This window comes from Tenacibaculum profundi (genome assembly GCF_057162725.1).
Genome location: NZ_CM169894.1, coordinates 1,957,444 through 1,978,371 on the forward strand (window position 1 = coordinate 1,957,444; position 20,928 = coordinate 1,978,371).

General features: G+C 33.4%; 16 protein-coding genes. 4 read left to right on the forward strand and 12 right to left on the reverse strand.

The annotated features are described in order from the left end of the window. Positions 1-4: 4 nt before the first annotated feature. Together AC2GW8_RS08015 and ruvB are read right to left on the reverse strand one after the other, a co-directional pair. A complete protein-coding gene (locus AC2GW8_RS08015) occupies positions 5-1,735 on the reverse strand; it encodes a SulP family inorganic anion transporter (protein WP_440879351.1) in 1,731 nt (576 codons plus the stop codon). A 108-nt stretch (positions 1,736-1,843) separates the two neighbouring features. Further along, entirely contained in the window at positions 1,844-2,866 is a 1,023-nt protein-coding gene (ruvB, locus tag AC2GW8_RS08020; protein WP_440879352.1) for a Holliday junction branch migration DNA helicase RuvB, read from the reverse strand. Between the two features lie 260 nt (positions 2,867-3,126). On the opposite strand from ruvB, the gene AC2GW8_RS08025 reads away from it, so the two are divergent. Then, positions 3,127-5,793 (forward strand): GEVED domain-containing protein, encoded by a 2,667-nt coding sequence (locus AC2GW8_RS08025; protein WP_440879353.1) that lies wholly within the window; start codon positions 3,127-3,129, stop codon positions 5,791-5,793. A gap of 312 nt (positions 5,794-6,105) precedes the next feature. Here the strand turns inward: AC2GW8_RS08025 and AC2GW8_RS08030 are convergent, their stop codons facing one another. From AC2GW8_RS08030 to AC2GW8_RS08065, 8 genes are read right to left on the reverse strand one after another with little or no spacing between them, the layout of a single operon-like run. Continuing rightward, positions 6,106-7,875 (reverse strand): cytochrome c oxidase subunit I, encoded by a 1,770-nt coding sequence (locus tag AC2GW8_RS08030; RefSeq protein WP_440879354.1) that lies wholly within the window; start codon positions 7,873-7,875, stop codon positions 6,106-6,108. Between the two features lie 22 nt (positions 7,876-7,897). Continuing rightward, positions 7,898-8,905, reverse strand: coding sequence for a cytochrome c oxidase subunit II (locus tag AC2GW8_RS08035; protein ID WP_440879355.1), 1,008 nt, complete (start codon positions 8,903-8,905; stop codon positions 7,898-7,900). 38 nt (positions 8,906-8,943) lie between these two features. Then, complete coding sequence (locus tag AC2GW8_RS08040) at positions 8,944-10,386, reverse strand: quinol:cytochrome C oxidoreductase (protein ID WP_440879356.1); 1,443 nt, start codon at positions 10,384-10,386, stop codon at positions 8,944-8,946. 23 nt (positions 10,387-10,409) lie between these two features. After that, entirely contained in the window at positions 10,410-10,955 is a 546-nt protein-coding gene (locus AC2GW8_RS08045; RefSeq protein ID WP_440879357.1) for a c-type cytochrome, read from the reverse strand. A 10-nt stretch (positions 10,956-10,965) separates the two neighbouring features. Then, on the reverse strand, positions 10,966-11,493 hold the full coding sequence (locus AC2GW8_RS08050) for a DUF3341 domain-containing protein (RefSeq protein ID WP_440879358.1): 528 nt from the start codon (positions 11,491-11,493) through the stop codon (positions 10,966-10,968). Beyond that, positions 11,483-12,883, reverse strand: a complete 1,401-nt coding sequence (nrfD, locus tag AC2GW8_RS08055; protein ID WP_440879359.1) for an NrfD/PsrC family molybdoenzyme membrane anchor subunit — start codon at positions 12,881-12,883, stop codon at positions 11,483-11,485. Before nrfD ends, AC2GW8_RS08050 begins: the two co-directional genes overlap by 11 nt. A 26-nt stretch (positions 12,884-12,909) precedes the next feature. After that, positions 12,910-16,068, reverse strand: coding sequence for a TAT-variant-translocated molybdopterin oxidoreductase (locus tag AC2GW8_RS08060; RefSeq protein ID WP_440879360.1), 3,159 nt, complete (start codon positions 16,066-16,068; stop codon positions 12,910-12,912). A 31-nt stretch (positions 16,069-16,099) separates the two neighbouring features. Beyond that, positions 16,100-17,395: a c-type cytochrome gene (locus AC2GW8_RS08065; RefSeq protein WP_440879361.1), complete on the reverse strand. Its 1,296-nt coding sequence runs from the start codon at positions 17,393-17,395 to the stop codon at positions 16,100-16,102. A gap of 228 nt (positions 17,396-17,623) precedes the next feature. Here AC2GW8_RS08065 and AC2GW8_RS08070 point away from each other — a divergent pair, with 228 nt between their 5' ends. Beyond that, positions 17,624-17,974 (forward strand): SPOR domain-containing protein, encoded by a 351-nt coding sequence (locus tag AC2GW8_RS08070; RefSeq protein WP_440879362.1) that lies wholly within the window; start codon positions 17,624-17,626, stop codon positions 17,972-17,974. 24 nt (positions 17,975-17,998) lie between these two features. Here AC2GW8_RS08070 and AC2GW8_RS08075 read toward each other — a convergent pair whose 3' ends face one another. Then, complete coding sequence (locus tag AC2GW8_RS08075) at positions 17,999-18,511, reverse strand: CvpA family protein (RefSeq protein WP_440879363.1); 513 nt, start codon at positions 18,509-18,511, stop codon at positions 17,999-18,001. 88 nt (positions 18,512-18,599) lie between these two features. Between AC2GW8_RS08075 and AC2GW8_RS08080 the strand changes: the two genes are divergently transcribed. Beyond that, positions 18,600-18,956 (forward strand): hypothetical protein, encoded by a 357-nt coding sequence (locus AC2GW8_RS08080; RefSeq protein WP_440879364.1) that lies wholly within the window; start codon positions 18,600-18,602, stop codon positions 18,954-18,956. Positions 18,957-19,145: 189 nt separating this feature from the next. Then, positions 19,146-20,513 carry a TlpA family protein disulfide reductase gene (locus AC2GW8_RS08085; protein WP_440879365.1) on the forward strand — a complete coding sequence of 456 codons (1,368 nt, stop codon included), beginning with the start codon at positions 19,146-19,148 and terminating at the stop codon, positions 20,511-20,513. Positions 20,514-20,557: 44 nt separating this feature from the next. Here AC2GW8_RS08085 and AC2GW8_RS08090 read toward each other — a convergent pair whose 3' ends face one another. Next, a complete protein-coding gene (locus AC2GW8_RS08090) occupies positions 20,558-20,920 on the reverse strand; it encodes a YraN family protein (protein WP_440879366.1) in 363 nt (120 codons plus the stop codon). Between the last annotated feature and the right edge of the window lie 8 nt (positions 20,921-20,928).

Consider the following 20,928-nt stretch of genomic DNA (forward strand, 5'->3'; position numbering starts at 1 on the left):
TTTATTATCGATACGCTTGATGAATGTATTGTGCGTATTTTTTTTGATTTAAATTATCTCCTGTTTTAAAATAATGAACTGCACCATTTGCTCTCATGAAAAAGTGATCTATTGAAATTTCATCTAATACACCACCTCTAAAAAGAGCATCTCTAACAGGACCTTTTACCCCTGCCAAATAAAAAGTGATTTCCTTTTTCTTATAAAATCGAATTCTTTCTATTAGCATATCAACACCTGTACTGTCAACTCTATTAATACTTTCTGCATCCAATACTATCAACTTTAATACCGCTCCTTTTTCACCTGTCATTTCCTCTAATTTATCTCTAAAGTATCCAGCATTAGCATAAAAGAGTTGTGCGTCAAACCGAAATACCAGAACCTGGTTATCTATCAGAACTTCTTTAAACCTGTTTTTATTTCTATAAAAATCTGAATTAGGAACCTTTCCTAGCTCAGTAACATAAGGTCTTGATGTTCTATAAATTAATAAAATCAATGAAAGCCCTACTCCTACCAAAATACCATATTCAATTCCAAAAACCAAAGTAGAAAAGAAGGTAGCTACTAATAACCAAAAATCAAGATTATTTGCACTCCATAATCGTCTAGCCTCTCTTATGTTAATTAAATTAAATACTGCCACAATAATAATTGCCGCCAGTATTGATTTAGGAAGGTAATAAAAGACTGGTGTAAGATATAATAATGTTAACATAACAAGTATAGAAGATACAAAGGCTGCAACCCCTGTTTTCCCATTAGACTCAGCGTTAATTGCTGATCTAGAAAAACTAGAAGCAGAAGGGTATGCTTTAAAAAAAGATCCTAAAATATTGCTAAGTCCTAATGCTATTAGTTCTTGATTAGGTTGAACTCTATATTGATCTTGTTTAGCTTCTAAAGTTTTTCCTATGGAGATAGTCTCAAGATATCCTACCATAACTAAAGTTAATGCTATTGGCATTAATTCTTTTATTAATGGAATATCGATAACAGGAATAGAAAAACTTGGTAAACCTGAAGGTACCCCTTTTACGATATCAACACCTTCCCAACTATCACCAAAGTACTTTATTAAAATAATTCCACTTGTGACTACGATCAACGCATTTGGAATTTTTTTATTTAATTTTCTAAATAAAAAGATTGTAATACAAGCTAGCAGACCAATTATAGTTGTTTTAATATTTAAAAACTGAATTCTGTTAATAATATCATCTACCAAAATATGAATCTGATCACTTTGAAGGAACTCTACACCAAGAAGATTTTTAAATTGATTTAAACCAATAGTCAAAGCAACTGCAGAAGTAAATCCCGTAATAACGGGTCTAGATAAAAAGTTAACTATAAAACCTAATTGAAAAACTCCCATAAGCAATTGCATACTTCCTACAATCATTGCTAATAGTATTGCTATAGATATATAGCTTTCTGATCCTACCAAAGCTAACGTAGAAACTCCCGTTGCTACGATAAGTGAATCCATTGCTACAGGACCTATCGCAACCTGACGTGATGATCCAAAAACTGCATAAATAACTTGAGGAACTAAAGCTGTATATAACCCATAGATTGGAGGTAAACCAGCTATTAAAGCATATGCAATACTTTGTGGTATTAAAACAATGGCAACAGTGATTCCTGCAAATATGTCATTTTGTAAATACTCCTTTTTATAGCTTGGTAACCAAGCAAAAACAGGTATTAACTTCTTAATCAATTTCATCTTTAAGTTAAATAAACTAAGCTTTTAGCATTAATTTTAAATAAATACCAACGTTTTGATTTTCGTATCGTTATAGTAACCACATTAATAAAATAGATTACTAATCAATTAAAACAATTCCCCCTGAGACGAACTTCTTGTGCGTCCCAAATGTTTATAGGCTAAATCCGTGACTTCTCGTCCTCTGGGTGTACGCATAATGAATCCCTGCTGAATTAAAAAGGGTTCATATACTTCTTCTATCGTCTCCGCATTCTCTGCTACAGCTGTTGCTAAAGTAGTCAGACCAACTGGTCCGCCTTTAAATTTATCAACAATTGTGCTTAAAATCTTATTATCCATTTCATCTAAACCATATGCATCTACATTTAAAGCCGTTAAAGCATATTTTGCTATGCCAACAGTAATATTTCCATCTCCTTTAATCTCAGCAAAATCTCTAACCCTTCTGAGTAAAGCATTGGCAATACGTGGCGTTCCCCTACTTCTTCCTGCTATTTCAATCGCTGCTTCTAGTGAAATAGGGACCTTCAAAATAAAAGCACTACGTTCTATAATTGTACTTAGTAACTCGGTTGAATAATATTGTAACCTACTACTAATTCCAAATCTTGCCCTCATTGGAGCTGTTAGTAAACCAGAACGAGTTGTGGCACCAACCAGAGTAAATGGCTCCAAATTAATTTGAACGGTTCTTGCGTTTGGTCCCGACTCTATCATAATATCTATTTTAAAGTCTTCCATTGCAGAATATAAATACTCTTCAACAATAGGACTTAACCTATGAATTTCATCTATGAACAGAACATCTCTCTCCTCTAAGTTAGTTAATAAACCGGCTAAATCTCCCGGTTTATCTAAAACAGGACCTGAAGTTACCTTGATCCCTACCTTCAATTCATTTGCTAAAATATGAGCTAACGTAGTTTTTCCAAGTCCAGGAGGACCATGAAATAACGTATGATCTAAAGCTTCTCCCCGCCTATTAGCAGCCTCTACAAAAATTTGTAGATTTTCAAGTGCCTGATCCTGCCCAGTAAAATCACTAAATGAAAGAGGTCTAAGCTTTTTCTCTACATCTAACTCTTCATGAGAATAGTTATTTTTATCTGGATTTAAATGTTCATTCATACACATACAAATATACTCCAAATATAGTATCTGATTTGTAATAAATGTTACTCACAACCAATGAATAGTTCAAATTATTTTAATTTATTTTATAATTTACAAATTTATTTTAACTACAATTTTATTTCATCACCCCCCCCTTTAACACTGAAAAATAACGTTTTATAAAAAAAAAGAAGTATTTTGCATGTTTATTAAAAACCTTAGTTTAGGATATAGAGTAAATATAAATTTCCCAATCATACAAAATAAAACTTGAAATGAGACTTAAGTATCTACCCTTCATGATGTCGATAATTTTGACTTCAGTACTATTTGGTCAAAAGACATCCCAAAAAACAACATGGACTGGACAATTGAAATACAACTTTATACCAAGTATAAAAGAACAGATTAAAAGAGGTACTTTGATCTCACCATCGAAAAATAAGAAAACCCCTTACGCTAAGGATAAAAAAATTAAGGGGAATAAAGTTATACCAGGAAAGGGACTTCCTAGACAATTTGATCCGCTATTGAGTACGCAAAAAAGATCCGCTACAAAAAAAATAAAATCAACTAAATTTACATTTGAGTCAACAAATCAGACTGATTCTCCTTCAGATCCAACAGGAGCCGTTGGTAGGGATTATTATATCACGGCCTGGAATACAGCCTTTAGGATTTTTAATAAAGATGGTACACCCGCATCAGAAGCTATTAGTTTAGAAACATTGTTTCCAGGAAGTGCCGATGGTGATCCTATTGTACTTTATGATTCAGAAGCTGACAGATACATTGTTACCGAATTTGAAGATAACCCAAATGGATTCCATATCGCTATTTCACAGACAAATGATCCCGTGAATGGAGGCTGGCATACATATAGTGCAGATTCATTTCAAACAGGAACTTTTCCAGATTATACTAAGTTTTCTATTTGGTCAGACGCCTACTATGTGACAGCTAATATCTCTGAAAGTGATGATTCAAACAATATAAGGAATGGTCAAGTTTGGGCTTTAGAAAGGGATAAGATGCTAAATGGAGATAGCAGTGCTAGTATTCAATCTTTTACCTTAACAGGTATGGTTACTAACGGATTTTACAGCCCGCAAGTATTTAATGTAATTGATGACAACTTGCCTTCAGATGGTAACGCTACTCTTGTATACTTGCAAGATGATGCTTGGGAAGGGATTGACACTGATCATCTAAAATTATGGAACATTAATATTGACTGGAATAACCCTGTTAACTCCTCAATATCGGCACCAATTGAGATACCCACAACACCATTCACATCAGTTTTTGATGGCGGTGATTTTTCTAATTTATCGCAACCAACAGGACCTGATATTGACGCTATGCAAGGCGCAATTATGAATCAAGCTCAGTTTAGAAAGTTTAGTACTTACAATTCTGCCATATTTAATTTTGTCGTAAACACGAATACTACAAACGAATTGGCAGGAATAAGGTGGTATGAATTAAGACAAAATGGGGATGGTCAACCTTGGTTTGTTCATCAAGAAGGTACTTATACTGCTCCTGGTAATAGACATGCTTTTGGAGCTAGTATGGGAATCGACGAACAAGGTAATATTGCTATGGCATATTCATCTGTAAGTACAGATGAAAGTATTTCATTAAGATACACAGGTAGATTTCATGACGATCCACTAAACGTAATGACGGGACAAGAAGAACTAATTGTTTTAAGTACATCCGACAATCCAATTTATAGATATGCTGACTATTCACATCTCACAGTGGATCCATCTAACAATTCTGATTTTTGGTTTGTAGGTGAATATTTTAATAATGGAAATAGGAGTAATATGGTTGGTGTATTTCAAATTAGTGAACCATTGAATAATGACATTGGTGTTTCTCGTATAGTAGCCCCAACTGGGGCAACTCCAACGAGTTTAGAGGAAGTGACTGTTCTGATTACCAATTACGGAAAAAATAGTCAAAGTAATTTTACAATTAGCTACTCAATAAATGGAGAATCAAAGATTACAGAAACATTCAAAAATACTTTATTGCCATACACATCTGCAGTTTATACATTTGATACAACTTTTGATATGTCCGTATTAAATGTTAATTATGAAATAAAAACAAGTACCGAGTTGGATGGCGACGAAAATTCACAAAACAATAGTAAGATTATAAATATAACCAATTCAATTAGACATTGTGTTCCTGAAGCTAAATTTGGGTGTATGGAGGATGGTATAAAGCAGATAATTTTAGGGAATATTAATGTAGATAATGGAGAAGATGGTTGTAATTCAACCGGAAATATTCTTGGGTATGTAGATAGAACAAAATACATAACTGATTTAAATCGAACAGAACAACATGTATTAGAAGTACAACATAATTGGAGTGAAAGTCCATCAGGGCAAACAATATCTGTATGGATTGATTACAATGATAGTAGCTCGTTTGATGAAAATGAACATGTAATTAAGGGAGAAATGTTCAGTGTCGCTAATTCGTTAGAAAAATTTGAATTTACACTTCCTCCTGATGCTAATTTAGGAAAACACAAATTGCGAATAAAAGCGATTGCTGAAATAGGAGATGGTGATATTAAGGATCCATGCGGTGATTATGGATTTGGAGAGGTTCATGATTATTTAGTTAACATAACGGATGAAAACACAAACAATAATATCATTATAAAGGATTCTGATCTAAAAGTACTGACATTGCCCAATAAGAAATATACTTTTCTTTTAAAAACAGGGTATACAGGAATACTTACCTTCAGGGTTTATGATATATTGGGTAAAACAATCGTTTTTAATAATATTTCAAAATCAGGCGCTGAATATAAGTATGATCTTGACATGTCCTATGCAAGTACAGGTACTTATATCATAAAAATTGGTGCTAAATCCAATTACAAAGAGTATAAAATCGTAATCAAATAAAAAAGAATATTAGATTCCTTTTTCTACTTGTTTTGCATATCTATAAGATATTTTATTTTAAAACTTAATTAAGTATGCTTCCTATTGCTGATAAATAATCTTATTAAAATTGTTTAAAATGAGGAAGTTTATTCTCTAATCTTTATTAGATAATCATATTTATAAGATAGTATAATTATTGAGAATAATATTTAATGACATTTTAGGTAAAAATAAATATTAAAGACTAGAGTAGTAATAATCATTATGAATAAAACCGGCCTTAGATTTAAAAATCTAAGGCCGGTTTTATTCATAAATTTTTTGAAATAATTACGAAGGATCCTCTCCATTTAAAAGAGGTGTATTTTGAGGAACAAAATCTTTTCCATGTATGTAATTATTATTTTCATCAGTTTTACTGTAATCATAAGCCCATCTATGAACTTCTGGAATAGCTCCAGGCCAATTTCCATGAATATGTTCTACTGGAGTAGTCCATTCTAATGTATTTGAGTTCCATGGGTTTTGAGTTGCCTTTTCTCCTCTATATATTGAAATAAAATAATTAGCTAAAAATATTAACTGTGCTAAACCTCCGATAATGGCCATTACTGTAATAAAAACATTAATATCAGCTAAATCATCAAACATAGGGAAGTTAGTATTTGTATAATATCTTCTAGGAAGTCCAGCTAACCCAATAAAATGCATTGGAAAAAATACACCATACGCAGATATAATGGTAATCCAAAAATGCCAATATCCCATTGTTTTATTCATCATTTTACCATACATTTTAGGAAACCAATGATAAATTCCGGCAAACATTCCAAATAATGCTGAAACTCCCATTACTAAATGGAAATGCGCTACAACGAAATAAGTATCGTGAACATTAATATCTAATGCAGAATCTCCTAATACAAGCCCTGTTAATCCTCCTGTAACAAAAGTAGATACTAAACCTATCGAAAACAACATTGCGGGATTCATTTGTAAATTACCTTTCCACAAAGTTGTCACATAATTAAATGCCTTAACAGCTGATGGAATTGCAATTAAAACTGTAGTAAATGTGAAAACTGAACCTAAGAAAGGATTCATTCCCGAAACGAACATATGATGTCCCCAAACTATTGTAGATAAAAAAGCAATTGCTATAATTGATCCGATCATTGCACGATAACCAAAGATTGGCTTACGGGCATTCGTTGAAATTACTTCAGATGTTAAACCTAATGCAGGTAATAAGATAATATAGACTTCAGGGTGTCCTAAAAACCAGAATAAATGTTCAAACAAAACAGGTGATCCCCCCTGATAGTGTAGTACTTCCCCTGAGATAAAGATATCGGAAAGGTAAAATGAAGTTCCAAAACTTCTATCAAATATTAATAATAAAGCAGCTGACAATAGTACAGGAAATGATATCACCCCAATAATCGCTGTTATAAAAAATGCCCACATAGTTAAGGGTAGCCTTGTCATCTTCATACCCTTTGTTCTGAGGTTTAAAACTGTAACAATATAATTTAAAGATCCAATTAAAGAAGAAGCAATAAAAATAGCCATTGATACGAGCCATAGCGTCATTCCTGTGCCTGAACCTGGAATAGCTTGGGGCAAAGCAGATAAAGGAGGATAAATTGTCCATCCTGCAGAAGCAGGCCCTGCTTCGACAAATAAGGAAATAACCATTATTATTGATGAAAGGAAAAATAACCAATATGAAACCATATTTAAGAAACCAGAAGCCATATCCCTAGCACCAATTTGCAAAGGAATCAAAAGATTAGAAAAAGTTCCGCTTAAACCGGCTGTTAATACAAAGAATACCATGATTGTACCGTGTATTGTAACTAATGCTAAGTACATATCAGGATCCATTACTCCGTCTGTTTGGTGATGACCTAGAAATGCTTCAATTATCGAAAAAGAAGTTTCCGGCCAAGCTATTTGTAAACGAAATAACATGGACATAAAAACCCCAATGATTCCCATAAACATACCAGTTATTAAAAACTGTTTAGAGATCATTTTATGGTCTGTAGTGAAGATATATTTCGTTACAAATGTTTCTTTATGATGATGATCTGACATAATCTATACGTTTTAAAATATCTTATTTAATAACTTGAGCCAAGGTTTTTTGCTCTGACAACCATTTTTTATAATCAGCTTCTTCTACAACAGTAATTTTCATTTGCATATTGTAGTGAGAAGCCCCGCAAATTTTATTACATAAAAGTAAATAATTAAATTCATATAATTCTTCACCCTTGGCTGCACGAATTTTATTAATACCCTTAGTTTTTTCAATTACCTCAGAATTATTTCGCATTTCCTCTGTAGTATATTTTGGAGTAAAGGCAAACTGAGTGACCATTCCAGGAACACAATTCATTTGTGCTCGAAAGTGTGGCATATAAGCTGAATGTAAAACATCCTGTGAACGGAATTTAAATAATACTTTCCTTCCTTTTGGTAAATACAACTCGGTTACCTGCTTATCATCTTTTGAGTTTGGATCAGTCATATCAACTCCCATGGTATTTATACCCTTGATGAAATTAACGTTACCTAAACCTAACTCATTATCTTCTCCAGCATAACGGGCATCCCATCTAAATTGTTGTGAATAAACTTCTATAACAATTGGATTTTCATCATCTCCTATAGACATAACATTATTCCATTGCCATAGCCCATAACCAATCAGTAAAACTATAGTAATGGCAGGAATTGTTGTCCAAATTAGTTCTAGTTTGTGACTATCGGCAAAAAACAAAGCTTTTTTGTCCTTTCTACCTCTATATTTGAAAGAAAAATAAAATATTAAAAATTGCATTGCAAACTGAACAATCCCAATAAGCCAAAAGGTTATATCAAAAAGATTGTCATCGTGTTCACCTTCAACACTAGCGGCTTCTGGTAACATAATTACATTCCAAGCAAGTAAACTGTAAATCATTAACGCGTATAGAATTACTAAGAATCCAATAGCTATTTTTCCTTGTGTATCGTTATCTTTATCGGTAGCAATTACAGAGCGGAAATTCATAATACGAGTTATTTGCCAAAAACTAACTCCTATTGCAACTGCTATAAAAATGTAAAATAAAGCGAGCATAATATATAAACTATTATTGTTTTTAATTTATTTATTTGTTAATGATGATTACTATCTTCACCCTTGTGTTCTATAATGTAATAATGGTGCGTTTCACTTTCATGTAAAAAAGGATTCCCTTTTGCTAAAACTTCAGCCTTAGAAAAAGCACTAAATGTTGCGTAAATAAATAAGCCTATAAAGAACAAAATAGCACTAATCTCTCCTATACCAAATCCCCACTGAGCACCAACAGTACCAGGCATGATCATCACGAATAAATCTACATAGTGACCGATTAATATAGCAACACCACCTAAAATTACAAGCCAAGGTATACTCTTAAAATCACTATTGATTAATAATAAAACAGGAAAAGCAAAGTTTAAGACCACCATCCCTAAAAAGGGTAACTTGTATTCATTAAATCGTTGAGCAAAATAAGTTGTTTCTTCTGGCATATCTGCATACCAGATAAGCATAAATTGAGCAAACCATAAATAGGTCCAAAATACAGAAAAACCAAACATAAACTTAGCTATATCATGTATATGACTCTCATTTACAAAAGGTAAAACTCCTTTAGATCTTAAATAAATAGTAACCATAGAAATAACTGTTAAAGCAGAAACAAGCAATGTAGCTAATACATACCATCCGAACAATGTAGAAAACCAGTGAGGATCGATTCCCATAATCCAGTCCCATGACATCATAGATTCCGAGATCATGAAGAAAACTACAAACCCTACGCTAATATTGTAAAGATTCTTATGAAGCTTTAAACTTCCGTTATCTTGTTCTATAGATTTTTTTCTAATAATTAGCCTAAAAATGTTCCAACCTGCTAAGTAAAGAAAACTTCTGATAGCCCACCCAGGAACATTCATCCACCAATGTTTTTTATCAACAATTGGATCATAATTTGGACTTTGAGTGTCAAAAACGCCCTCGGCCATCCATGGAAATAAATGGTTTTTATGCATTACCGTCAATCCAATAAAAATTATCATGAATATACTTACGTAATGGATATTGTTGGTTATCGCCTCAAAAACTCTAAATAAAACAACTGACCAACCCGCATGTGCAATTCTTTGGGCGGCATAAAATGCTAAGACTAATAAACTGATCCCAAGCGAAAATAACATAGCAACATAGAATGCAGACCATGGTCTATTCTGCATTTGATGAAAAGCATGCGCTACATGATGATCTGAGTGATCATTATGATGAGCAGAGGAGTCAGAAGATGCGTGCTTATCTTCTTTGCTGTCATGATGTGATTCAGCGTGAACTTTTGTTGAATGATGGTTGGTATTTTCATGATGAACATTGGCTTCATCATGGCCACCATGATGTGCACCTTCTTGCTTTGCTATTATTTCTTTAGCTTCTTCTAAGGTACTAGGAGCCGATATAAAATTATAAACAGTACCTAATAACCCAACTACCATTAAAGCAAGTGCAAATATTTTTAATTTTCCTGTAAACTGATACATATCTTTAAATATCTAAAATAGAATTATTTTAATTCGCTTCTTAATTTCTCTACATACTGAACAACTTGCCAACGTTCTTTGTATCTTAGTTGTGAAGCATGTGACCCCATCAAATTCTTACCATACATAATAACATGATATATATTACCTGCATTTAAGTCTCTATCTTTATAATTAGGAATCCCGTTAAACTTATCTCTCTGTGATAAAATTCCATTTCCATCACCTTTTTTTCCATGACATGCAACGCAATAGATATTATAAAGCTCTTTTCCTTTAGCTAAATTCTTCTCATTAGTTACAAAAGGGTTTTTTAATTCAGCTTTCGCTTTTTCATACCCCTCGTTAGTATCTGCGATATCATAGGCTACGATACCACTTCTGCTAACTGTTCCGGCTACAGGCTTTCTGTTTACTGGAACTCCTCCCGCAGAGGTAACTCCATTGGCATCATAAGCTACAGAAACATACATATCAGGCATATATTGTACCTGTGATTTTCTTTTATCGTTACAAGATATGATACTTGTAACAACTAACAAAGTCAAAAATATTTTTAAACTATTCATACTTTACTTATTAATGCTTTTCAACTACGTTAATCTCAACGGCTCCAGTAGAAGCTAATAGCGATGTTAACTCATCTTCGTTATTATTTACTGCAATTTCCATTAAAAAATGATCATCAGTTGTCCTTGGATCTGGATTTTCAGCATCTTTAAAAGGCCATAATTTACTTCTCATATAAAAAGTTATAACCATGAGATGTGCCGCAAAGAACACTGTTAATTCAAATAATATAGGTACAAATGCAGGCATATTTTCTATCCATGAAAAACTTGGTTTTCCGCCAATATCTTGTGGCCAATCAGCAATCATGGTATACCAGGTAAGCCATATGGCAACACTGGTACCTGTAATTCCGTATAGAAAAGCTGTTATTGCTAACCGAGTTGGAGCTAACCCCATTGCTTTATCTAAACCGTGAACTGGAAAAGGTGTAAAGACCTCTTCAATATGATGATGCGCTGCTTTCACCTTCTTAACAGCATCCATTAAGATATCATCATCATTATATAATGCGTGAATTACTTTACTAGTGCTCATTGTTCTTCTCTCTTATTTTTTTAAAATTCTCTCCAGATGATTTCAAAATTGTTTTTACTTCTGCCGTAGGAATTACGGGAAAAGTTCTTGCGTATAACAAGAATAAAACACCAAAGAAACCAATTGTTCCTATAAAGATACCTACGTCAACGAAAGTAGGCTCGAAACGCCACCACGTAGATGGTAACTGTCCTTTACTTAATACAATTGCAATAATATCAAATCTTTCGAACCACATTCCAATATTAATTGCAATTGAAACCAAGAATGAAACGATAAAACTTCTTCTAAGCTTCTTAATCCATAGAATTTGCGGTATAATGATATTAAAAATCATTAACGACCAAAACGCCCATCCGTATGCACCCGCCTCTGCTCCGAAAGACAAATAGGTATAATTTTCGTACGGTGAACCTGTATACCAAGCAATGAAAAACTCGGTAGCATATGCAACAGCAACTATTCCTCCTGTTAATATAATTACAATATTCATATATTCAACATGAAGACGTGTTATATATGCCTCTAAATTAGTTACCTTACGCATAACCCCTAAAAGGGTTTGAACCATTGCAAATCCTGAAAAAATTGCACCTGCAACAAAATAAGGCGGAAAGATAGTAGAGTGCCATCCTGGATTAACGGATGTTGCGAAATCAAAAGATACGATCGTATGTACTGAAAGTACTAAAGGAGTTGCTAAACCTGCTAACACCAACGATACCTCTTCAAAACGTTGCCAATCTTTGGCCCTACCTGACCATCCGAATGATAATAATGCGTAAATTTTCTTTTGGAAAGGCTTTACAGCTCTATCACGAATGGTTGCGAAATCAGGTAATAAACCTGTCCACCAGAATACTAGTGAAACAGATAAATACGTAGAGATCGCAAATACATCCCATAATAAAGGCGAGTTAAAATTTACCCATAACGAACCGAATTGGTTAGGAATTGGTAATACCCAGTAACCATTCCAAGGACGTCCCATATGAATAATTGGGAATAAACCTGCCTGAAATACTGCGAAAATTGTCATGGCCTCCGCTGAACGGTTAATTGCCATTCTCCATTTTTGACGGAATAGCAATAATACGGCAGAAATTAGAGTACCAGCGTGACCGATACCTACCCACCATACAAAGTTGGTAATATCCCAAGCCCAACCGATGTTTTTACTTAATCCCCAAACACCTATTCCTGTTCCAACGGTGTAAAAGATACATCCAAATCCCCATAACATACCTGCCAGGGAAATATAGAATGCGATATACCAATTCTTGTTTGCCTTACCTTCAATAGGCCTAGCAATATCCTCAGTAATGTCATGGTAACTCTTATTACCTAAGACAAGAGGTTCTCTATAAGATGATTCGTAATGAGACGACATAATCTATATAATTGTTTATTTTATTATTAAGCTTCGTTTGTATTTCTTACTTTCACTTGATACACTACATTCGGTTTTGTTCCAATATAGTCTAATACATGGAAAGCTCTCTTATCTTCAACTAACGGTGTTACTGGATCCTCTGGATTATTTACATCTCCAAATACCATGGCACCAGAGGAACATGCTGCAGAACAAGCACAAGCATCATTAAACTCATCTTTTCTTACAGTTCTACCTTCTTTTTTAGCTTTTAAAATTACCGCTTGAGTTGATTGAATACAGAAAGAACATTTTTCCATAACACCTCTTGAGCGAACTACAACATCTGGATTTAACACCATCTTTCCATACTCATTGTTCATATTGAAATCAAACTCATCGTTGTTTGCATAATTGAACCAATTGAAGCGACGTACTCTGTAAGGGCAGTTATTTGCACAATAACGAGTACCCACACAACGGTTATATGCCATTTGGTTTTGACCTTGACGACCGTGAGAAGTTGCAGCAACAGGACACACCGTTTCACATGGTGCATGATTACAATGCTGACACATCATTGGCTGGAAAGATACCTGAGGATTCTCAGCTGGATTTTCCAATGCGTCAAATAAGTCTCCTTTGCTTAGCTTTAATACTTTTTCAGTATAGAGCCTTTCAACTTCTTGATTTGCAACATTAGGATTTTGAACTTTAAACTCTTCGAGAGTCATTTCAGCTTGCTCCTTATCATATTGTTTATCTTGAACGGTTGAAGAATAATAACGGTCAATACGTAACCAAGCCATATCTCTACCGACTCTTAATTCATCTTTACCCACAACAGGAACGTTGTTTTCAGCGTGACAAGCTACAACACATGCCCCACAACCTGTACATGATGTAAGGTCAATAGACAACTTAAAATGATGCCCTAATTCTCTATCATGATCATCCCACAAATCAATCGTACTCCCTTCAACTTCCTGATGATCATAAGACACCATGAAAGGTTTATTCCATGTATGTTTTGGATCTAAATTCTTGTCATTTACTTCTTTTAATGAAGCTTCTCTTAAAATATCATGACGTCCAGCTAATGTACTTTGAACTTGCATGCAAGCAAACTTATGCCACCCTGCTGCCTTTTCGATTGTTACATTATACTGTACATTATTTCCATCTTTATAGAAAGGATAAGCATTTACACCTACCTGCATCTCATCTTTCATCCCGTGTTTTCTACCATACCCTAGAGCAAGCCCAAATGAACCTTTTGCTTGACCTGGCTGTAAAATAACTGGAATATTATTAATTGTTACCCCATTTACAGTAACATTCGCATAGTTTCCGTCAATGGCTCCATTATCTTTAACAGGGTTTTCAAAACCAAGTTCTTTTGCATCAGCTAAAGAAACAGTTAAGTAATTATCCCAAGAAGCTCTTGTAATAGGATCAGGTAATTCTTGAAGCCAAGGGTTGTTCGCTTGTTTACCATCGCCTAATGCGGTAGAACTAAATAAGTTTAATTCGTATTGAGAAGGCTTCGTTGCTTTTAGTAAATTAGATACAACGACAGCTATATCAACCGAAGTCTCAAAGTTTTCTGTTTCCTCAGCATCTAACTCATTCACATTGAAATACCCATCATGCAATGCTTGATTCCATGATCTACCGTTTAATATATTGGTTGACCAAAATTCTTTTAATGAATCGTAATAGTTTACTTTGCTACCTGACCAATTTAGTAAAACATCTTGAACTTGACGTGTATTAAATAATGGTTGGATTGTAGGCTGAACTAACCCATAATTTCCTTTAGTTAACTGAACATCACCCCAAGACTCTAAGTAGTGTGGCGTAGGTAAACTATATTGAGCTAAAGCAGAAGTATCATCATTTTGAGTAGATAAAGCTACTGATAATTTCAACTTCTTAACTCCTTCAACAAAGCCAGCAGCATTTACGTGGGAGTAGGCAGGGTTTACATTGTAAGTAATTAAACCTGAAACCTTACCAGCACTCATATCAGCTACTAATTGGGCAACTTGAGCGTCATTACCCTGTCTTGTATATAACGGGTTTTGAACATCAAGAACCTCACTATTTAAAGCCTTGTTAATAGCTAAAGCAACAATTTGAGCGTTCTTATCATTTAAACCTGTAACAACAACACCTTTCGATTTTGCTTTCTTTAATGCAACAGCTAACTTCTTCACCTCAGTATCAGCTGGAGTAGCTTTCGAAGGCAAGTTCTCTCCAGTTACTTCGTTGTATAGATTAATTAATGCAAACACCTGATCAGATGGTTTTATTACCACTCGTTTATCAGCATTTGCACCAGTTAATGAAAGGTTACTTTCGAATTGAACATGATAAGACATTTTACCTGTGTTCACTCTTCTTCCATCTAAATAACTCTTTTCAAAACCTCCATGCCAATCTCCCAGGAAATCAGCTCCTACAGAAGCAATTACATCTGCTTTTGAAAAATCATAATTAGGCAACGCTCTTTTACCGTAAACCGCTTCAAATGCTTCTAATGCTCCATCCTCAGAAATTGCATCATAAACTACGTGCTTAACATTTGGATAAGCTGAAATAAAATCAGCGATTACTTTTTCTGTTGAAGGACTTGCCAAAGTACCTGTTAATAAAACAACATGCTCGTTGGCATCCCTTAACTTTGTAAGTTTTTCTACAATTTCTTTATCTAAATCATTCCAGGTGATATTTGCTTCACCTTTCTTTGGTTCTTTTAAACGTAACTTTTCGTCATATAATGATAATACAGAGGCGACAGTTCTTGCATTAATATCAGCACCTGCCTCTTTATTTGGCATAACCAAAATTGGTCTACCTTCTCTAGTTTTAACTAAAACGTTTGCAAAATCAAATCCGTCTGCCATGGTAGTTGCATACCAGTCTGCTATTCCAACTACTACATCATTAGGTTGTACTACATAAGGAATTGATTTTCTAACCGGACCTTCGCAAGCTGCTAACGATGCAGCCGCGGTTGTAAATCCGACATATTTTAAGAAATCTCTACGTGAAGTTGATGAAGTTTCTAATGTTTCTTTATCCGATAAAAACTCATCAGTAGGTATTTCTTGAACGAACTCTTTATTACGTAGCGTTTCAACAATAGAACTATCATTTAGTTCCTCAACACTTTGCCAGTATTTTTTGTTTGAAGCCATTTATATACGTGTTTTTCTGCTTTCTAATTGATTAATAGTGGCACTTACCACACTCTTTTCCACCTAACTGAGCAATAGTCACTTGCTCTACTCCATACTTCTCTGCTAAATCCTTATGGATTTTAGCATAGTATTCATTACCCTTTAAGTCTACTTTTGTCTCCTTATGACAATCAATACACCATCCCATTGTTAGTGGTGAATACTGATACATCTCATCCATTTCTTCAACTGGTCCATGACATTTTTGACACTTAACTCCCGCGACAGTGACATGCTGTGAGTGATTGAAATACGCAAAATCAGGCAAATTATGTATTCTCACCCATTTAATGGGTTTTGTTTTTCCTGTATATTCCAACTTCTCTGAATCCCATCCTACAGCATCATATACTTTAGCGATCTCTTTATCCAACTCTCTCTTTCCGAGTGTTATGTCGTTGTAAGCGACTTTAGTCCCTTCTGCCACCTCTGCAATGTTTTTATGACAGTTCATACAAATATTCCCTGATGGAATCCCTGAATGCTTACTGTGCTTTGCAGCTGAATGACAGTACTGACAATCTATTTTATTTTCTCCTGCGTGAATTTTATGTGAAAAGGCAATAGGCTGAACAGGCATATAACCCGTTTCTACTCCAATTTTAAACAAGGTTCCAAACAAAACATAAGCAGTCATTAAAGCACCAAAAATTACAAACATTACATGAAGAAATGTGTTTTTCTTTATCCCAACCCACAATTCAGCTGCCTGACCAAGTAAACCTGGTGTTTTAGGGGCTCCTTTCAACTCACTGATCGTTTTCAAAAGACTTCCTATTATCAGGAACGCAACAACAATTGCTGCAGCCAATATATTTATAAGCCATTTGGGACCACCTCCACTACCATCTTTTCCAGAAACCTCTGGATTTTCTGAAGCCACAACGGGTTTCGGATCACCAACAGTCGTATAGTAAAGAATATCGTCAATATTTTTATCTGTCAACTGAGGGAATGCAGTCATATTCGACCCGTTATATTCCTCATAAATAGCGATTGCTTCTTTATCTCCAGAAGCTCTCAACTCAGCATTATTACGAATCCATTTTTTCAACCAATCGTTTTCTCTTCTTTCTTCAACCTTACCAAGTGCAGGCCCTACAAGCTTTTTATTCAACTTATGGCAAGAAGCACAAAGAGACTTAAATAATTTTTTCCCTTCTTTTTGCCGAGCCACATCAATTTCCTGTGAGTAAACTGAAAAACTAACTAAAAAAACTAAAAAGAAAGCTAACCCTTGTAAGAGTGTTCGAGTTAATTTACTGTGATGATTCACACTTTTCATACTATAAAATATAAGTTTTGTATCGATTTTGGTACAATTCTTTCTGCAAACTACACAAAAAACAAGGAATACAGAAAGTTGGACAAAAGTACTACTTATCTATAAAATGTGAAATATTAGGAGATTTGTAATTGTTAATTTATATCAATTCTAAATAAATTAGAACTACAATCTTTTTCTTTACAACTCGTTATTTTTGCAAAAAGATCTGGTAAACATATGAAAATCATGAAAGCAATATTCCTCTTAATAATTATGGCTTTAGGTACGATCGTTGCAAGTGCCCAAGAGATGTATAATAATAAGCCTGCTATTCAAAAAATGATAGAAAAAAAAAGAGAATACAATAAAACACACAAAAAAGGATACCTAATACAGCTGTATAATGGGCTCGAAAACATTGCTAAAAACACTAGAAAACGATTTAAAGAGGAGTTTCCTGAAATCCCAACAGAACTTGAATACAAAGCACCAGAATGGAAAGTTCAAGTTGGGAATTACAAAACTCGACTTGATGCCGATAGAGCTCTCAACAAAATAAGAGAAAAATTTTCAGGGGCAATTGTAATCCCCATGTAAAAAAAGATTATACACACTTCTTTTCTATGTCTGTTGATTAGGCTCTTTTTCTTGATCAACATTTATTATAGATGGAAAAATAATTGAGGCTATACTCTTTACAGGTTCATACAAGATAGATTTTTCTAAACTTTCTTGTTTCACAAAAGGAATAAAATTGTTCATTTTTCCAAAAAAAATAAAAGCAACACTTAGTATTAAACTTACCTTTAAAAAACCGAATACTCCCCCCAGAATTTTATTTAAAATACCTAAAGCTGCAAAATCTGCTATTTTTGTAAATATTTTTCCCATTAAATTAATTACTATAACAATCACGATAAAGGTTCCTGCAAAAGCAACTAATGATATATATTTTTGATCCCATTGAAAATTTTTTTTCAACCACTCCCCCAAAAAATGTGAAAAATGAATACCTCCGTATACACCCGATAACAAAGCCAATAAAGAAGATACTTCTACAAAAAGCCCTCTCCACAACCCTTTAACAAATCCATATAATAAGCATACGGCAACTATAAAATCAAATGTGTTCATTTTTATTAAATTATCTTAAGATAAATTTTATCCAATACCTAATTAGCAAATATAAATAACTCATTCGTATCTTTGTAATTTTGGAGAAATGAATAAAAAAGTAGACTTAAGGGAAAAATGGGAGCTAATTATTAAAAAACTATCCTCTCAATTTGCAGATGGCGACGTATTAGATGTAGATGCAATTATATATTTAATCGGAATACAGGAACTTGGAAAAGGACGCCAAACTTTTAAGAAAGACGAAAAAATAAATTTAATGCATATAGCTATATGCAAGCTTCTAGAACCTTACGGCTACTATGAATTTGATTTTTTTGACCAAGATGGATGGCCACACTATAAAACGATAAATGAACTTCCAAACTTAAAACCCGGAGAGCAATCGGTATTAATCAAAGAAGCTATCATAAGTTATTTTCAAAATTTAGGCTTTTTCAATTAAACAGAAGATTTTGTTTCAATTATCAAACGCAATCTATTGTTATTTTGATAAACTATTATATATTTACTGAGTAATTTTATTGTTTTAAATAACAAGCCTAATAAATTATAGTTTTTGGTATGCTTCTTGAAATGTGTTTATTAGGAAATATTTTTAACCCCTTTATAATAATTTATCAAAACTCATATGATGAAAAAATTACTAAGTTTAATTCTACTAATTAATTCAATAGCTAACGCACAATTTTCAATAAAAGGAACCATGACTCCTCCTGAAGATAGTGATTGGGTAATGCTTCATAAGTTGCAGGGTGTAAAACCAAAATACATTACAAATGCAACTATCAAGTTTGACACTATTGTTATGGGAGCTCAAAAACAAGCCTTAGGAAAGTTTTCTTTTGAATTACCTAATAATGCAGAACCGGGAGTTTACAGGGCAACATATAGAACAAAAGGTTCGGGTTTTATTGACTTTATATTCAACAAAGAAAATGTTGAATTTATTTTTAACCCTAAGTATCCTGAGCAATCCATTGTGTTTAATAGTTCACGTGAAAACAAATTATACTCTCAATATCAAGAAGCTTGTGCAAAAGTTCAAAACAAAATATTTGAACATCAAATGAATTATTTGAAAGACCCTTCAAAGGATACTAAGAAAAAGTACAAAACAGAATTAAAAAACTTAAAAGATATACAAGAAAAATACGAGAATAAGTCTGAAGGAATGCTGTCTCATAACTTCATAAAAGCTTCGCAACGTTTTAACTCTTCAAATATAATTGACGAAATGCCAGACTATCTTGAAGCTACCAATGATAATTTCTTCAAATATATAGATTTTGACGATGAAGTACTTTACAACTCTGCTTTTTTAATTGATCGTGTTAACGACTTTGTCTTTTATCTTAATTCTTCTGAAGATCAAGTAACAAGACAGGAACTCCACAAAGAATCTATTGAAAAAGCACTTGGATTTATCTCTAATAAAAAAGTAAAAAAAGAGGTTATTGAGTTTTTAGCTACTAGTTTTACAGACAAAAGAAATTCTGAAATTGTAGATTGGTTATTTACTGAATTCTATGACAGATTATCAAATAGCGATGAAAAATTTAAAAGAAAGAAATTAGATCAATTAAGTGTTTCTGTTGGAAGAGAAGCTCCGGACTTTACTTGGAAAGAAGGTGAGCAAGAATACAAGCTTTCAGAATTAAGTGATGGTAGAAATTATTTATTAATTTTTTGGAGCACAGCGTGCCCACACTGTACAAGAGAAATACCAGAAGTACATAAATTCATGAAAGATTTTAGCGGTACTTCGGTAGTTAGTTTTGCTATTGAAGATAATGATACGGAGTTCAAAAAGTTTAAAGCTAAACTTGAGGGATGGCACCATGCTATCGGAACACATCCTGAATATAAGTTTGACAATGAGGTTGTTAGGAAATATAAAATTGATGCAACACCTACCTATTTTGTACTAGATCAAAATAAAAAGATTATTGCCATTCCAAATACAATTGATGATGTTCATAAATATTTTGAAAACCTATAAAAAATATTATATATAATAAAAACCTGCTTTTGCAGGTTTTTTTATTATTGAAAAAATAAAAAAGCATCTTCAATATGCTCAATTGAATAGTTATTATTGCGGTAAATTATCGCAATAACATCAAAGCGAATTTCTAGAGAAATATCATTACTTTCAACACAATTATTAATTGCTCCAACCAATAAACTTATTTTCTTCTTATTAATAAAATCTTGAGGATTCCCAAAATAATCTGACGTCCTAGTTTTCACCTCAACAACAACTAATAAATCATTTACTTGAGCGATTATATCAATCTCAGCTTTTCGAAATCGATAATTTCTAAAAAGTATTTGAAATCCTTTTTCTATTAAAAAATTACAAGCAAGCTCTTCTCCTTTTTTGCCTAATTCATAATGGTCTGCCATCTTTACTC

What these genes read in the sequence shown, in the direction of transcription:
- AC2GW8_RS08075 (WP_440879363.1), bottom strand. Translation starts at nt 18,511, where the DNA reads ATGAACACATTTGATTTTATAGTTGCCGTATGCTTATTATATGGATTT.
- AC2GW8_RS08040 (WP_440879356.1), bottom strand. Translation starts at nt 10,386, where the DNA reads ATGTATCAGTTTACAGGAAAATTAAAAATATTTGCACTTGCTTTAATG.
- AC2GW8_RS08085 (WP_440879365.1), top strand. Translation starts at nt 19,146, where the DNA reads ATGAAAAAATTACTAAGTTTAATTCTACTAATTAATTCAATAGCTAAC.
- AC2GW8_RS08025 (WP_440879353.1), top strand. Translation starts at nt 3,127, where the DNA reads ATGAGACTTAAGTATCTACCCTTCATGATGTCGATAATTTTGACTTCA.
- AC2GW8_RS08050 (WP_440879358.1), bottom strand. Translation starts at nt 11,493, where the DNA reads ATGAGCACTAGTAAAGTAATTCACGCATTATATAATGATGATGATATC.
- AC2GW8_RS08065 (WP_440879361.1), bottom strand. Translation starts at nt 17,395, where the DNA reads ATGAAAAGTGTGAATCATCACAGTAAATTAACTCGAACACTCTTACAA.
- nrfD (WP_440879359.1), bottom strand. Translation starts at nt 12,883, where the DNA reads ATGTCGTCTCATTACGAATCATCTTATAGAGAACCTCTTGTCTTAGGT.
- AC2GW8_RS08080 (WP_440879364.1), top strand. Translation starts at nt 18,600, where the DNA reads ATGAATAAAAAAGTAGACTTAAGGGAAAAATGGGAGCTAATTATTAAA.
- AC2GW8_RS08090 (WP_440879366.1), bottom strand. Translation starts at nt 20,920, where the DNA reads ATGGCAGACCATTATGAATTAGGCAAAAAAGGAGAAGAGCTTGCTTGT.
- AC2GW8_RS08030 (WP_440879354.1), bottom strand. Translation starts at nt 7,875, where the DNA reads ATGTCAGATCATCATCATAAAGAAACATTTGTAACGAAATATATCTTC.
- AC2GW8_RS08045 (WP_440879357.1), bottom strand. Translation starts at nt 10,955, where the DNA reads ATGAATAGTTTAAAAATATTTTTGACTTTGTTAGTTGTTACAAGTATC.
- AC2GW8_RS08035 (WP_440879355.1), bottom strand. Translation starts at nt 8,905, where the DNA reads ATGCTCGCTTTATTTTACATTTTTATAGCAGTTGCAATAGGAGTTAGT.
- AC2GW8_RS08070 (WP_440879362.1), top strand. Translation starts at nt 17,624, where the DNA reads ATGAAAGCAATATTCCTCTTAATAATTATGGCTTTAGGTACGATCGTT.
- AC2GW8_RS08015 (WP_440879351.1), bottom strand. Translation starts at nt 1,735, where the DNA reads ATGAAATTGATTAAGAAGTTAATACCTGTTTTTGCTTGGTTACCAAGC.
- ruvB (WP_440879352.1), bottom strand. Translation starts at nt 2,866, where the DNA reads ATGAATGAACATTTAAATCCAGATAAAAATAACTATTCTCATGAAGAG.
- AC2GW8_RS08060 (WP_440879360.1), bottom strand. Translation starts at nt 16,068, where the DNA reads ATGGCTTCAAACAAAAAATACTGGCAAAGTGTTGAGGAACTAAATGAT.